Consider the following 13413-nt stretch of genomic DNA (forward strand, 5'->3'; position numbering starts at 1 on the left):
ATGAAGGCGCCTGCATAGGCCAGGCGCGCCGCCGCAGTGTCGGCCAGGGGTGCACGCGGCGTCAAATTGCCGATGCACATGGGTCGATCACAAAAACAAATGAAACGGCCGGGTTAACAACGGCTCATGAATCAACCACCGCAATCCTTGCGGTCAGCGCTCAATCGGCGATCAACAGCCCACTGTGCGCTGCGGCGTGCTGCAGCCAGTCAGGGTCCTGCGCCAGTGCCAGCGCCGCGTCCAGCGCCCGGGTGGGCTGCACCTGCCGGTGCGACATGAAGCCGATGGGCGTGGTCAGCACCGGGCCCGTCAGCGGCAGCGCCTCCAGCCCATCGTGGCCGCGCACGGCATCGACCAGCGCACCGGGCAGCACGCTGCACACCTGGCCTGCTACTACGCTCAGCGCCAGGGTCAGCACCGAATCGGTTTCCATGGCAGGCATGACCGTGGCGCCTGCAGCGCGGAAGGCGCCATCCACCAGGCTGCGGTTGTGCATCTCGGGGGTGAGCAGGCACAGCGGCAGCGACGCCGCTTCAGCCCAGGCCATGGGCGGGCCGATCTGCAGACCGCGCGCCGGTCCCTCCGTCAGGCGTGGCGCGCGGCGCAGCAGAAAGTAGTGCTCCACATACTGCGGCCAAGCCCGCAGCGGACCGCCGCGTGTGGGCATGCGTTCGGTGTAGCCCAGCGCGAGGTCGAGCGCAATGTTTTCCAGCCCCGCCTCCAGCGCCTGCGAACTCATCGACAGCGCCACCGGCACGATGCCCGGGTGCCGCGCCTGCAGCTGCGCCGCAAACCGCGCGAGGATGGGCATGGCCGTGGGCACGGCGCCCAGCCGCAGCGTGCCGCGCGGGTGGGCAGCGTCGCTGCTCAGGTCCTGCTGCAGCACCTGGTGCTCGTGCAACATGCGCTGGGCCGAGGCCAGCACGCGCTCACCTTCGGGCGTAAAGCCCTCAAAACTACGCCCCCGGCGCACCACCACCACGCCAAACTCTTTTTCCAGCGCGCGCAGCGCGTTGGACAGCGCTGGCTGCGTGATGTGGCAGGCCTGCGCCGCCCGGCCAAAGTGCCGGTGCTCGTGTAGCGCCACCAGGTAGCGCAGGGACGCGAGCAGGTTCATGGCGCGTGGGGGCGGCTCAGGCGGCTCGGGAAGATCAGGTGTTCTTGCTGATCGAGATGGTGGGGAACTTGCTGGAGAAGTCCTTAGCCTGCTGCGCGATCTTGACCGCCACGTCGCGCGCCACCTTCTTATAGATGGCCGCGACTTCGCCGTCGGGGTCGGCCACCACGGTGGGCTTGCCGCTGTCGGCCTGCAGGCGGATGCTCATGTTCAGCGGCAGTGCACCCAGGTAGTCCATGCCGTACTCGGCCGCCATCTTCTTGCCGCCATCGGCGCCAAAGATGTGCTCCACATGGCCGCAGTTGCTGCAAACGTGGGCAGCCATGTTCTCGACGATGCCCAGGATGGGTACGCCCACCTTCTCGAACATCTTGATGCCCTTCTTGGCGTCCAGCAGGGCGATGTCCTGTGGGGTGGTGACGATCACGGCGCCGGTCATGGGCACGCGCTGGCTCAATGTGAGCTGGATGTCGCCGGTGCCGGGCGGCATGTCGATGATGAGGTAGTCCAGGTCTTTCCAGTTGGTCTGGCGCAGCAGTTGCTCCAGCGCCTGGGTGGCCATGGGGCCGCGCCAGATCATGGCTTCGTCCTGGTCCACCAAAAAGCCGATGGACATGACCTGCACGCCATAGTTCTCCAGCGGCTCCATGGTCTTGCCATCGTCGCTTTCGGGGCGGCGGTTGATGCCCAGCATCATGGGCTGGCTGGGGCCGTAGATGTCGGCGTCCAGCACGCCCACGCTGGCGCCCTCGGCGGCCAGGGCCAGGGCCAGGTTGGCAGCCGTGGTGCTTTTGCCCACGCCGCCCTTGCCCGAGGCCACGGCGATGATGTTCTTTACCTGGGGCAACAGCTGCACACCGCGCTGCACGGCGTGCGCAAGCACCTTGGTGGTGATGTTGACCGAGACGTTTTCCACCCCGGCCACGCCCTTGGCGGCGGCCACCAGGCTGCGGCGCAGCTCTGGCACCAGGCTCTTGGCGGGGTAGCCCAGCTCCACGTCAAAAGCCACGTCGCCACCGGTGATCTGCAGGTTGCGCAGGGCGCGGGTGCTGACGAAATCCTTGGCCGTGTGGGGGTCCAGCACGCTGGAGAGAGCGGCCAAAAGGCCCTGTTCGGTGACTGACATGCAATTAACTCCTGTGGGGCGGGTAGTCTATCCAAGCGCTGTGCCCCCGGCGCGTGAAGGACAATGCGCAGGCTTTGCCCCTGACGCGGCTGTTGCCAGCAACCCATGCACCCGAAAGAAAGAAAAGGACCTCCGTGAAATTCAAGATGGCCGAGAAATCCCTGTTTGCCATGCTGCTGCGCTCGCCCTGGTGGATCAGCTTTGTGGTGGTCGGCGTCATCGTGCTGGCCGCAGGTGCGCTGTTGCCCAAGGAATACTTCGTGGTGGGTGCGCTGGCCGGTTTCCCGATTTTTGTGGTGGGCTGCATCGCCGCCTGGAAACAACTGCGTGCGCCCAACCCCGCCAAGGTCGCAGAAATGCTCGGCGCCGTGGCCAGCATGCCCTGGCGCAGCTTTGCCGACACCCTGGCCACGGCCTGGGAGCGCGCGGGCTACACCGTGGAGCGCCTGAACGCAGGCGGCAACAACGCCGCCGACATGCGCCTGACCCTGAGCGGCAAGACCACGCTGGTCAGCGCCAAGCGCTGGAAGGCCGCGACCCACGGCGTAGAGCCCCTGCGCGAGCTGCAGGCTGCCATGGCAGCGGCCGATGCCTCGGCAGGTGTGTATGTGGCGGCACTGGGTCAGGTCAGCGACAACGCCCGCATCTACGCCCGCGACCATGGCATCGTGGTGCTGCAGGGTGATGCCGTGGCGCAGTTGCTGCTCAAGGGCTAAGAACGTGTTTACGATCTTTTCGGGGCCGCGTTGGGGCGCAATCGGGATGAGTGGATGCTTCGGATGCGCCGCATGGGCTAGTGCCCATGCAAGCAGCCGGGGCGTCCAATCGCCCGATTTCGCCCCAACCCTTCGGGCAAGTGCCTTGCCGGGCGGTCTGCGGCGTTGCAGCGCTTGTGGATAGCCGGGCTATCCACTGCGCACCGCGCCTTGCATCCCATCCCGGCAAGGTACTTGCTCGGCCCTGAAAAGATCGTAAACACGTTCTGAAAAGGTGTTGCTCCATGCGGGTTTTCCCACATGAAACACCCGGGGTGCCCCTCCACACTCGGGGCATCCGTTTGCCCCCTCCTTCACTCCCGCTTTCATGCCTTCTTCGGATACGCCCGGCGCAGCGCCCTCCATCCCTGCCACCGGCCTGCTGCTGACGGGCGGCGGCGCCCGCGCTGCCTACCAGGTGGGGGTGCTCGAAGCGATTGCCGACCTGCGGCTGGCCTGCGGCGAGGCGGACGGCCCCAACCCGTTTCCCATCATCACCGGCACCTCGGCCGGGGCCATCAACGCTGCAGCGCTGGCCTGCGGGGCGGACCACTTTGACCGCGCCGTACGCCGCATCGCGCGCGTGTGGCGGCAGTTCCACGCGAGCCAGGTGTATGGCGCCGACTCGCTGAGCGTGATGCGCAGCGGCGCGCGCTGGCTCACGCTGGTGTCGATGGGCTGGGCGCTGGCGCGCTGGCGGCGCATGCGGCCGCGCTCGCTGCTGGACAACACGCCGCTCGAAAAGCTGCTCGTCAAGATGGTGCCGCTGGTGCGGCTGCCCCGGCTGATCCGCAAGGGCCACCTCACGGCGCTGGCGGTGACGGCGTCGAGCTACAGCTCGGGCGAGCATGTCACCTTTTTTGAAGCCGCCACGCCCGTCAAGCCCTGGGTACGCTCACAGCGCAAGGCCGCCAGCGACCGCATCACGCACGAGCACCTGCTCGCGTCCTCGGCCATTCCCTTCATCTTCCCGGCCAAGGGCATCGAGCTGGACGACCACATCGAGTATTTTGGTGACGGCTCCATGCGCCAGTCGGCGCCCATCGCCCCGGCCATCCACCTGGGAGCTGAGCGCATCCTGGTGATCGGCGCGGGCCGCATGCATGAGCCCAAGGGCGATGCCGCCGCCAACCCCACGGCCACCTACCCCACGCTGGCGCAGATTGCGGGGCATGCGCTGTCCAACATCTTTCTGGATGCGCTGGCGGTGGACGTGGAGCGCGTGCAGCGCATCAACCAGACCCTGTCGCTCATCCCCGAAGAAAAGCGCCTGCACAGCGCGCTGCGCCCCATCGAGCTTCTGGTGATCGCCCCCTCACAGCGCCTGGACGCCGTGGCCGCGCGCCATGTGGGCGACCTGCCCACCCCCGTGCGCACCATGCTGGGGGCCCTGGGCGTCACGTCCAACATGGCCGATGTGCGCGGCGCGGCGCTGGCCAGCTACCTGCTGTTCGAATCTGGCTACACGCAGGAGTTGATGGCTCTGGGCCGGGCCGACACCCTGGCCATGCGGGCCGAGGTGTGCCAGTTTTTTGGCTGGACGGACACCGGCGCCGAGGTCAAGACCCGGCACCATGGGGAGCCCCAGGCCTGAACCCTAGGGCTTGGGCAACCAGCCCAGCCCATGCGCGTGCAGGCTTTGCACATACAGCCGGTCGGCCGTTTCGGTGATGGCCGTGGTCTCGGGGTAGGCGCCGCTCGGGTCCTGCAGGTCGGCCACCACCTTGCCATCGTCGGTGAATGCGATCACATGGCCGTAGGGCTGGGGAATGGGCCACAGCGCACGCGGCAGGCGCAGGGTCAGGCTGCGCAGCCAGGGCTTGCCCGCCATGTTGTCGATGGCCGCGCCGCGCGGCTTGGCAAAACCCAGCCACACCTTGCCGCCCTGCCCGCGCATCAGGTTGTCGGGGTAGCCGGGCAGGTTGTCGAGCAGCACGCGGGCCTGGGGGCCGGGCTGGGCGATGTCCAGATCATTCGCGTCCACCGCAATCTTCCACACCCGGTACTTGCCGGTTTCGTTGACGAACAGGTGCTTTTCGTCCTGGCTCAGCGCCACGCCGTTGGCAAAGCTGATGCCGCGTGCCACCACGCGCGTACTGCGGCTGGCAGGGTCGTATTCGATCACGCGGCCCGTGCTGGCCTGTTCCAGGATGTCGAGCACGCTGGCCTCAAACGTACCGCCCCAATCCTTGGGCGCAAAGCGGGTGGAGGCATCGCTCAGGTACATTTTGCCGTTCTGGGCCACCACCACCGCATCGGCATAGCGGATGGGATCGCTGCCCACCTTGTCGGCCAGCACGGTGAGTTTGCCGTCCGGCGCGATGGACAGCAGGCCCTTGACCGCATCGGCCGCAATCAGATTGCCTGCTGCGTCAAAGTCAACCCCCAGCACCCGCCCGCCGGTGTTGGCAAACACCTCCTGGCCCGAGCCGTCGGGGTTCATGCGCAGGATGTTGCCGCTGAGCACGGTGGTGTAGAGCTTGCCGTCCTTGCCCAAGGCGATGTGCTCCGGGCCCACCTCGCCTTTCAGGTCGATGATGTTCAGCTGGGCCAGACGCTGGTTGGGGGCGTGCACGCCCTGGTAGCCGGGCGCCGCAGGCGCCGTCCATGCCACCGGCTGTATGGGCACGGGCCATGCAGCCAGATAGGCAGCCACCGCCACCACGGCGCCCCCCACGCCCCACCCTGCCCGCTTTACCCATGTTCCGGCCATGTGTTGTCTCCTGTTGGTTGTTGGAATGCGGGGCATTGTGGCGTCATCGGCGGCCGGCACGCACGCCCTGATTGGCACCTGCGCGACCTGGAGAGGCCCGCACAGCGCACGCCACGGCCAGGGATACTGCCGACCGCCTAAAATCGCGGGTTCCGCCTGAGAAAGCCGCTTTTCATGACGTCATCCGCTCGCAAACTCTTCGTTACCACCGCCCTGCCGTACGCCAACGGCAACTTCCACATCGGCCACATCATGGAGTACATCCAGGCCGACATCTGGGTGCGGTTCCAGCGCATGCAGGGCAACGCGGTCAACTTTGTGGGCGCCGACGACACCCACGGCGCGCCCATCATGATTGCCGCCGAAAAGGCAGGCAAGACACCCCAGCAGTTCGTGGCCGACATTGCAGCGGGCCGCAAGCAGTATCTGGACGGCTTTCACATCAGCTTTGACAACTGGCACAGCACCGACGCGCCTGAAAACCACGACCTGGCCCGCCAGATCTACCGTGACCTGCGCGACCGCGCCGACGGCAGCCTGATCGAGGTGCGCACCATCGAGCAGTTCTTCGACCCCGAGAAGAACATGTTCCTGCCCGACCGCTACATCAAGGGCGAATGCCCCAAGTGCCACGCCAAGGACCAGTACGGCGACAACTGCGAGGTCTGCGGCACGGTGTATGCCCCCACCGACCTGATCAACCCCTTCTCGGCCCTGTCGGGTGCCAAGCCCGAGCTGAAGAATTCGGAGCACTTCTTCTTCAAGCTGTCGGACCCGCGCTGCGTGGAGTTTCTGGAAAACTGGACGCAGGACGGCAAACTGCAGCCCGAGGTGGCCAACAAGATCAAGGAATGGTTCACCGTCCGCACCAACCCCGACGGCACCACCAGCGAAGGCCTGGGCGACTGGGACATTAGCCGCGATGCGCCCTACTTCGGCATCGAGATCCCGGACGCGCCGGGCAAATACTTCTACGTGTGGCTGGACGCGCCCGTGGGCTACCTCGCATCGCTGAAAAACCTGCTGGAAAAGCGCGGCGAGAGCTACGACGCCTACATGGCCGACCCGGCCATGGAGCAGTACCACTTCATCGGCAAGGACATCGTCACCTTCCACACCCTGTTCTGGCCCGCCATGCTGCACTTCAGCGGCCGCAAGACGCCCAACAACGTCTTCGTGCACGGCTTCCTCACGGTGAACAACGGCGAGAAGATGAGCAAGAGCCGGGGCACCGGCCTGGACCCACTCAAGTACCTGAGCCTGAACATGAACGCCGAGTGGCTGCGCTACTACCTGGCGGCCAAGCTCAGCGCGCGCAATGAAGACATCGACTTCAATGCCGAAGACTTCATGCTGCGGGTGAACAGCGATCTGATCGGCAAGTACGTGAACATCGCTTCGCGTGCCGCCAACTTCATTTCGAAGCATTTTGATGGTCAATTGAAGTTCAGCGGTGATACGTCGTCCCTAACTCAAGGCGCCGAAGGCTCGGCATTCTTGGTCAAAGAGGCGTATGAGAGCCGTGAGTACAGCAAAGCTCTCAGGGAGATCATGACCGTCGCGGACGGCTTGAATGCGTCATTCGATGCAGCAAAGCCTTGGATCCTGGCTAAGGACGAGACAAAGCGCGAAGAGCTTCAAGACATCTGCTCTCGCGTTCTGCATGGATTCAAGCTTCTGTCGGTGCTTCTTGCCCCTGTACTGCCCGCACTCTCGGACCGTGTCGCCAGAGAACTTTTCAAGCTGAACCGCTCGTTTGAGTGGAGCGATGCATCACCATTGCCCACGGAAATAGCTCCCTACCAGCACCTGATGCAGCGCGTGACACCCGAGCAATTAGAGGCACTTTTTGAGCCCCCTGCGCCCGCTGCACAAGCCCAAGCAGCTACAGAAACAGTAGCAGCACCCGGCGGCGAGGAACTCGCCCCCACCATCACCATCGACGACTTCACCAAGATCGACCTGCGCATTGCGCTGATCGTGAACTGCGAGCCGGTGGAGGGTTCCACCAAGCTGCTGCGCCTGACGCTGGACGTGGGCGAAGGCCGCACGCGCAACGTGTTCAGCGGCATCGCCAGCGCCTACAAGCCCGAAGATCTGGTGGGCAAGCACACCGTGATGGTGGCCAATCTGGCGCCGCGCAAGATGAAGTTCGGCATCAGCGAAGGCATGGTGCTGGCCGCCAGCCATGGCGACGAAAAGGCCAACCCCGGCATCTATGTGCTGAACCCCTGGCCAGGCGCCACGCCGGGCATGCGGGTGCGCTAAGAGCGGCTAACAAAACTCTTCTGGCGTCGTTGCAGCGTCTTGTCGTACTACGCGTACTGCCTGCGACGCCGCGCCTAGCCAGCACCGCTTCGCTGAGTTTTGTGAGCCGTTCTAAACCCACGGGGGCCGCGCGCCCCAGCGCACCCGGGTTTCTTCAAGCCGCGCCCAGCGGCGACAGCCGAGTCTGCGGCCCGGACCGCCACAGGTACCACTCGGCCACCAGCAGGTTGGGCACCCAGCACAGCCAGGCAATGAAGGGGTAGGACACCTCGATGTCCAGCCCGGCTGCTGCGCCCATGCCCAGGTAGATGCGCAGCGTGATACCTGCGGCGGTGAGCGCGTAGCTGCGGAGCATCCACCGCCGGTGCTCGGCAAGCCGCCGCTGCACAGCACAGGCCACGCCCCAGCCCGTGGCCACCACCCACACCAGGCCCAGCGCAAAAAACCCGGCGGCCGCCACCACACCCGTCATGGCGTGCAGGGCCAGGGGCAGCGATGACACCCAGGCCACCGCAATGGCCAGCACACAGGCCCGGCCTGTCAACCGGTGGGCTGCGGGGTGGCGGGTACGCAGGGCCGCCAGAAGTTGCAGCGACCCCAGCATCAATGCAAACGATGCGCTGACCGCGTGCACCACAAAGGCCTGGCGGGACTGCTGCAGGCTGGGCAGATCAAAAGAAATCGGCATACCCGGCAGCACGTAGCGCAGCGAGAACAAGCCCACGGCCAGGGCCGACAGCAACAGCAGACCCCAGGCCAGGGTTGCAAGGGAATGGCGTGTTTTCATATAAGAGCTTTCATGAGGATCGACATGCATCCACTCTAGAAAGCGCGACTCAGCCCGGGATTAGCACCGCCTTAGCGGCGAATGAGGACAGATGTACCCGCGCCACCAGGCCGCTGGCCCCGTCGCTGCGCGCCAGCAGCTCCACCCGCAGGCCCTGGCGCAGCGCCGCAGCCCGGGTGATGGCCAGGCCCAGCCCGCTGCCATCGGCCGGTGTGCCCGGCACGCGGAAGAAGCGGTCAAACACCCGCTCCAGCAGGTCCGGGGGGATGCCCGGCCCCGTGTCCACCACGTCCACCACCACGCCCTCATCGCCAGCGCTCCCGGCATCTCCGGCATCCAGCCGGTGCAGGCGCACCTCCACCGAGCCCCCCTCGGGCGTGTAACGCAGGGCGTTGTCCAGCAGGTTGTCGAACACGCTGCGCAGGTCCACGGCCGAGGCCAGCAGCACCACCTGCTCGGCGCCGTCAAAACCCACCTCGATGCGCCGCTGGTCGGCCAGGGGCATCAACTGGCCCACGCTGTCGCGCAGCACGGCCGTGATGTCCACCGGGGCGGGCGGCTGCGCCGAGGCCGGTGCCTCCTGCCGCGACAGGCGCAGCAGCTGGCCCACCAGGTGCTGCGCGCGCCGCATGCCTGCATCCAGCTGCGCAAACTGCTGCTGCGCCTCGCCCGGCGGCACCCAGGGCCGCAGGTTTTCCATCTGCAGGGCCATGGCGGCCATGGGGGTGCGCAGCTCGTGGGCAGCGTCCTGCACAAAGCGGCGCTGGGCAGCAAAGGCCTCGCCCAGCCGCGCCAGCAGCGCGTTGAACGAGGCGACCAGCGGCACGATCTCGTCGGGCACCCGGCCCGCCGGGCCCAGGGGGATGGCCCCCAGGCTGCGGTCGTCGCGCCGGGCCACCTCTTGCGCCACCACCCTCAGCGAGCGCGACGCACGCCCCACCACCCACCACAGCGTGAACAGCAGCGCGGGCACGAGCAGGGCCAGCGGCAGCAGCACATACAGGGTGCGTCCCCATACCTCTTCCTGCAGGAACTGCTCGCTTTGCAGCACCTGCACCCGCTGCTGGCCGGGCGCGGCCGGTGGCGCCGTGTACACCCTCCAGCCCTGCTCCCACCCAGCCCCCTGCTGCACCAGCCGATGGCCCGGCGCGGGCTGCAAAGGCACTGCGGCGCGCGGGCTGGCGCTGGAACTGGCCAGCAACCGCCCATCGGCCGACCACACCTGCACCACAAACGCGCCCCACTGGAAGACGTTTTCGTCGCTCAGCACCGGCAGGGGCGGCGCCTCCTCCCCCTGGCTGGCGGGCACGTGGTAGCGCGCCAGCGCCTCCATCTGGGTCTGCATGAAGGTGTGGAGCACCAGGCCATAGCTCGCATAAAACCCCCACCCGGCGACCACGGCCCCCACCACCACCCAGGGCGCCAGCCACGCCAGCAGCTGCCCACGCAGCGACCGGAGGTGGTACCAGCGGCTGGGCGCACCGGCGCTGCTGCTGCCGGTCTCGGCGGCGGCCCTCATGCCGCCGCCACCCGCCAGCCCAGCCCGCGCACATTGCGGATGGCATCGGGCCCCAGCTTGCGGCGCATGCCGTGGATGAGCACATCCACCGCGTTGCTGCTGACCTCCTCGCCCCAGCCGTAGATGCGGTTCTCGAGCTGCTCGCGCGAGAGGATCGCGCCGGGCCGCTCCAGCAGCGCCTGCAGCAGCGCAAATTCGCGCGCGGTGAGGGCTTCGCGCGCGCCGCCGCGCAGCACCTCGCGCGTGGCCAGGTCCAGCTGCACCACGCCATTGCCCACAACGGACTGCGCCACGCCGCTGCGCCTGCGCACCACGGCGCGCATGCGGGCCAGCAGCTCGCCCACTTCAAAGGGCTTGAGCAGGTAGTCGTCGGCGCCCAGGTCCAGACCCTGGATGCGGTCGTCCAGCCCGTCGCGGGCGGTGAGCACCAGCACGGGCGTGAGGTCACCACGCGCGCGGGCGCGGCGCAGCACCTCGGTGCCGTCCAGCCCGGGCAGGCCCAGGTCCAGCAGCACGCAGCGGTAGTCGCCATCGGCCAGCGCACTGTGGGCCAGGGCGCCATCGCGCACCCAGTCCACCGACCAGCCCGCGCCCTTGAGCGCATGCACAAGGCTGCGCCCGATCATGTCGTCGTCTTCCACCAGCAGTGCGCGCAACAGGTTCTCCTTCAGACAAAGCGTGTGCGGATTCAGGCCTGGGGGCAGCCTAGCGCGCCATTCTTAGCCCCAGATGAGCGCCGCATGAAGACCACCAGCCCCGTGCGCAGAGGGGCTAACTCTGGGCTAAGTGAGGCTTCCTACAGTCGCCCCGCCAGCCAGCCGACCTGCTGGCCGACCTTCCAGCGCAGGGCCGCCGCACGCTACCACCCCAGCGGCGGGGTGTCCACGCTGGCAAGCCCTGTACCCACCTGCTTCATACCCTTCTGAACCATGACGCATCTCCCCAACACCCTGTCTTGCTCTCCCCGCCGTCTGGCGGCCATGGCCGCCCTGCTGACCCTTGCAGCGGCACCCGCGAGCCTCTGGGCGCAGCAGCCCCAGCAGCCGCAACCACAGGCCCAGGAGCCCGCCTGGGGCCTGGGCCTGGCCGTGAGCACCGACCGCAAGCCCTACCGCAGCTTTGACCACAAGGTGCAGCCCGTGCCCCTGGTCACCTACGAAAACCGCTGGATCAGCATCATGGGCCCCGGCGTGGACTTCAAGCTGCCCGCGGCAGGCCCCCTGGACCTGCGGCTGCGCTCCCGCTTCGGCTTTGAAGGCTACGAGGCCAAGGACTCGCCCCACCTGGCGGGCATGGCCGAGCGCAAGGGCAGCCTGTGGCTGGGCGCCGTAGCCACCTGGCACACCGGAGTGGTAGACCTGTCGGCCGAGTTGCTGGCCGATGCCTCGGGCCACAGCAAGGGCCACCAGCTCACGTTGCAGGCAGAGCGCCGCTTCCAGGCCGGTGCCTTCGACATCACCCCGCGCCTGGCCCTGCAGCGGCAAGACCGCAAAACCGTGGATTACTACTACGGCGTGGAAAACCACGAGACTCGACCGGGTCGCGCCGCCTACACAGGCAGCGCAGCGATGAACCTGCAGGCAGGCGTGCGCGTGGGCTACACCCTCGCGCCACGGCAGTGGATGTTTGTGGACCTGAGCACCACGCGCCTGGGCAACGCCATCAAGAACAGCCCGCTGGTGGACCGGTCCAGCCAGCCTGCGGTGACGGCGGGGTTCCTGTACCGGTTCTGAGCGACAGCAGGGCAAGATCCGCTCCCTCGCAAAGCCCCAGAGAGGCGCGTGACGGCCCCGGCAACAGCCGCCGTGGCGCCACAAGGAGCGCCTTTCACCAGAGCACCGAAAAGAGATTTCGGGTGAGAAATCACACAGACCCGTTCGTGCCCAGAAAAGAAAATTTTCTCTGCGCAAGAAGGTCTGGTTGCATCAAGGATGTCCGATCCGGCTTCCGTGCAGCTTGAACGGACTTCGAAGCGCATTCTTGAAAAGGACTTCATCATGAACACAATCTCCCGCTTTCTGTCGGTGTCCGCTGTGGCGGCACTGGCCTCCTTTGGAGCGCATGCCGATGAGGCCGATGCTTCGCAATACGCACTGAAGTTCGAGACCCAGCGAACCCGCGCCGAAGTGGCTGCCGAGGCCGCCACAGTGGTCAAGACGCGCAGCATTCACCCCGCTGGCTCGCTCGCCCTGGCGTACCAATCCACGGCAGACCGCACAACCGTGCGAGCAGCCATCGCCGAAGCAATGCGCAAGGGCGAAATTTCTTCAGGGGAGTTTTGAGGGACACACGGGACAAGGACAAGCATCCTTCTCCCGTCGCCCCATGGATCGGGCCATCGGATCTGCCGCCCCGGCACCACTCACAGAGCCTGCAGTTTTCGCTCCAGGGCCGAGACGTCATGCAGGACAAGCGCCTGGCGCGTTGAGGTGAGAAGGCCCAAGTGCCGAAGCCGCGCCAGTTCCCGGCTGACCTCCTCCCTGGACGCCGCAATGCGTGTGGCCAGGTCCACATGGCGCGGTGCGGGCTCAATCACGGCCTGGTTGTCCTGCACACCCGCCGCGCGTGCCAGCTCCAGCAAATGGCTGTAAAGCCGCCCGGCAATTCGCAGGATGCCCAGTTCAATCACCCGGCTGATGAGTTGTTCTGTAGCGACTTGAAGTGACTCCAGCATGCGGCCGCCCACCACAGCGTCCTCTCGCACCAAGTTCATGAAATCAGCGCGGCTCAGGCAGGCGAGCAGCGACGGCACCAGGGCCTGAGCCTGCAGAGAGGCAGCACTTGCACCCAGTACGCCAATGGCACCGAAATGCCCACCCCGCTCGAAGTCCGATATCAGCAACTCACGCCCATTGGGAGACAAGGCCGACACGCGCATCTTGCCGTCGCACACCATGAAAAACGTGTCGCGAGAGGTGCCTGCAGCGATGTGCCCGGGCTGCAGGCTTTGCCAAGAGCAGCGACTCGCGATCCCGGCCAGCCGAGAATCGTCCATCTCGTCAAAAAGCCGACAGGTCCGCAATCTTCGAATCGAGGCTTCCGATGGGAGGTCCAGTATCTTTCGCATCGCTTGTGTCTCGATTGCTGGCGCGCTAACGACCACCCTGCCCAGCGCGAGAGCCCAACAG

Annotated in this window: 12 protein-coding genes; 5 read left to right on the top strand and 7 right to left on the bottom strand. The window is 66.5% G+C overall.

Features of this window, described 5'->3' with window-relative positions:
* Positions 1 to 160: 160 nt before the first annotated feature.
* Both ACSQ3O_RS21330 and apbC read right to left on the bottom strand, forming a co-directional pair.
* Complete coding sequence (locus tag ACSQ3O_RS21330; RefSeq protein WP_436140397.1) at positions 161 to 1117, bottom strand: LysR substrate-binding domain-containing protein; 957 nt, start codon at positions 1115 to 1117, stop codon at positions 161 to 163.
* 34 nt (positions 1118 to 1151) lie between these two features.
* Positions 1152 to 2243 (bottom strand): iron-sulfur cluster carrier protein ApbC, encoded by a 1092-nt coding sequence (gene apbC / locus ACSQ3O_RS21335; RefSeq protein WP_436140398.1) that lies wholly within the window; start codon positions 2241 to 2243, stop codon positions 1152 to 1154.
* Positions 2244 to 2377: 134 nt separating this feature from the next.
* Between apbC and ACSQ3O_RS21340 the strand changes: the two genes are divergently transcribed.
* Entirely contained in the window at positions 2378 to 2959 is a 582-nt protein-coding gene (locus tag ACSQ3O_RS21340) for a restriction endonuclease (RefSeq protein WP_436140399.1), read from the top strand.
* Between the two features lie 367 nt (positions 2960 to 3326).
* Positions 3327 to 4592 (top strand): patatin-like phospholipase family protein, encoded by a 1266-nt coding sequence (locus ACSQ3O_RS21345; RefSeq protein ID WP_436140400.1) that lies wholly within the window; start codon positions 3327 to 3329, stop codon positions 4590 to 4592.
* 3 nt (positions 4593 to 4595) lie between these two features.
* On the opposite strand, the gene ACSQ3O_RS21350 is transcribed toward ACSQ3O_RS21345, so the two are convergent.
* Positions 4596 to 5711 carry an SMP-30/gluconolactonase/LRE family protein gene (locus ACSQ3O_RS21350; RefSeq protein ID WP_436140401.1) on the bottom strand — a complete coding sequence of 372 codons (1116 nt, stop codon included), beginning with the start codon at positions 5709 to 5711 and terminating at the stop codon, positions 4596 to 4598.
* A gap of 174 nt (positions 5712 to 5885) precedes the next feature.
* Here ACSQ3O_RS21350 and metG point away from each other — a divergent pair, with 174 nt between their 5' ends.
* Positions 5886 to 7979 carry a methionine--tRNA ligase gene (gene metG / locus ACSQ3O_RS21355; protein ID WP_436140402.1) on the top strand — a complete coding sequence of 698 codons (2094 nt, stop codon included), beginning with the start codon at positions 5886 to 5888 and terminating at the stop codon, positions 7977 to 7979.
* A gap of 154 nt (positions 7980 to 8133) precedes the next feature.
* Here the strand turns inward: metG and ACSQ3O_RS21360 are convergent, their stop codons facing one another.
* Genes ACSQ3O_RS21360 through ACSQ3O_RS21370 form a run of 3 tightly spaced genes read right to left on the bottom strand, consistent with a single transcriptional unit; the run spans position 8134 to position 10941 of the window.
* Entirely contained in the window at positions 8134 to 8766 is a 633-nt protein-coding gene (locus tag ACSQ3O_RS21360; protein WP_436140403.1) for a DUF2306 domain-containing protein, read from the bottom strand.
* A gap of 49 nt (positions 8767 to 8815) precedes the next feature.
* Positions 8816 to 10285: a sensor histidine kinase gene (locus ACSQ3O_RS21365; RefSeq protein WP_436140404.1), complete on the bottom strand. Its 1470-nt coding sequence runs from the start codon at positions 10283 to 10285 to the stop codon at positions 8816 to 8818.
* Entirely contained in the window at positions 10282 to 10941 is a 660-nt protein-coding gene (locus ACSQ3O_RS21370) for a response regulator (RefSeq protein ID WP_436140405.1), read from the bottom strand. Before ACSQ3O_RS21370 ends, ACSQ3O_RS21365 begins: the two co-directional genes overlap by 4 nt.
* A 273-nt stretch (positions 10942 to 11214) precedes the next feature.
* On the opposite strand from ACSQ3O_RS21370, the gene ACSQ3O_RS21375 reads away from it, so the two are divergent.
* The gene (locus ACSQ3O_RS21375) at positions 11215 to 12018 is read left to right on the top strand and encodes a MipA/OmpV family protein (protein WP_436140406.1); all 804 of its coding nucleotides are present in this window, start codon (positions 11215 to 11217) and stop codon (positions 12016 to 12018) included.
* Positions 12019 to 12282: 264 nt separating this feature from the next.
* Positions 12283 to 12567, top strand: coding sequence for a DUF4148 domain-containing protein (locus ACSQ3O_RS21380; protein WP_436140407.1), 285 nt, complete (start codon positions 12283 to 12285; stop codon positions 12565 to 12567).
* An 80-nt stretch (positions 12568 to 12647) separates the two neighbouring features.
* Here ACSQ3O_RS21380 and ACSQ3O_RS21385 read toward each other — a convergent pair whose 3' ends face one another.
* Positions 12648 to 13280, bottom strand: a complete 633-nt coding sequence (locus ACSQ3O_RS21385) for a Crp/Fnr family transcriptional regulator (RefSeq protein WP_436140408.1) — start codon at positions 13278 to 13280, stop codon at positions 12648 to 12650.
* Positions 13281 to 13413: the final 133 nt, after the last annotated feature.

This window comes from Acidovorax sp. LjRoot74, from assembly GCF_964254355.1.
GTDB lineage: Bacteria > Pseudomonadota > Gammaproteobacteria > Burkholderiales > Burkholderiaceae_C > Acidovorax.

Bases quoted from the DNA above. Each gene is read 5' to 3' on its own strand.
- ACSQ3O_RS21330 (WP_436140397.1), bottom strand. From the start codon at position 1,117: ATGAACCTGCTCGCGTCCCTGCGCTACCTGGTGGCGCTACACGAGCAC.
- apbC (WP_436140398.1), bottom strand. From the start codon at position 2,243: ATGTCAGTCACCGAACAGGGCCTTTTGGCCGCTCTCTCCAGCGTGCTG.
- ACSQ3O_RS21345 (WP_436140400.1), top strand. From the start codon at position 3,327: ATGCCTTCTTCGGATACGCCCGGCGCAGCGCCCTCCATCCCTGCCACC.
- ACSQ3O_RS21350 (WP_436140401.1), bottom strand. From the start codon at position 5,711: ATGGCCGGAACATGGGTAAAGCGGGCAGGGTGGGGCGTGGGGGGCGCC.
- metG (WP_436140402.1), top strand. From the start codon at position 5,886: ATGACGTCATCCGCTCGCAAACTCTTCGTTACCACCGCCCTGCCGTAC.
- ACSQ3O_RS21360 (WP_436140403.1), bottom strand. From the start codon at position 8,766: ATGAAAACACGCCATTCCCTTGCAACCCTGGCCTGGGGTCTGCTGTTG.
- ACSQ3O_RS21365 (WP_436140404.1), bottom strand. From the start codon at position 10,285: ATGAGGGCCGCCGCCGAGACCGGCAGCAGCAGCGCCGGTGCGCCCAGC.
- ACSQ3O_RS21375 (WP_436140406.1), top strand. From the start codon at position 11,215: ATGACGCATCTCCCCAACACCCTGTCTTGCTCTCCCCGCCGTCTGGCG.
- ACSQ3O_RS21380 (WP_436140407.1), top strand. From the start codon at position 12,283: ATGAACACAATCTCCCGCTTTCTGTCGGTGTCCGCTGTGGCGGCACTG.
- ACSQ3O_RS21385 (WP_436140408.1), bottom strand. From the start codon at position 13,280: ATGGACGATTCTCGGCTGGCCGGGATCGCGAGTCGCTGCTCTTGGCAA.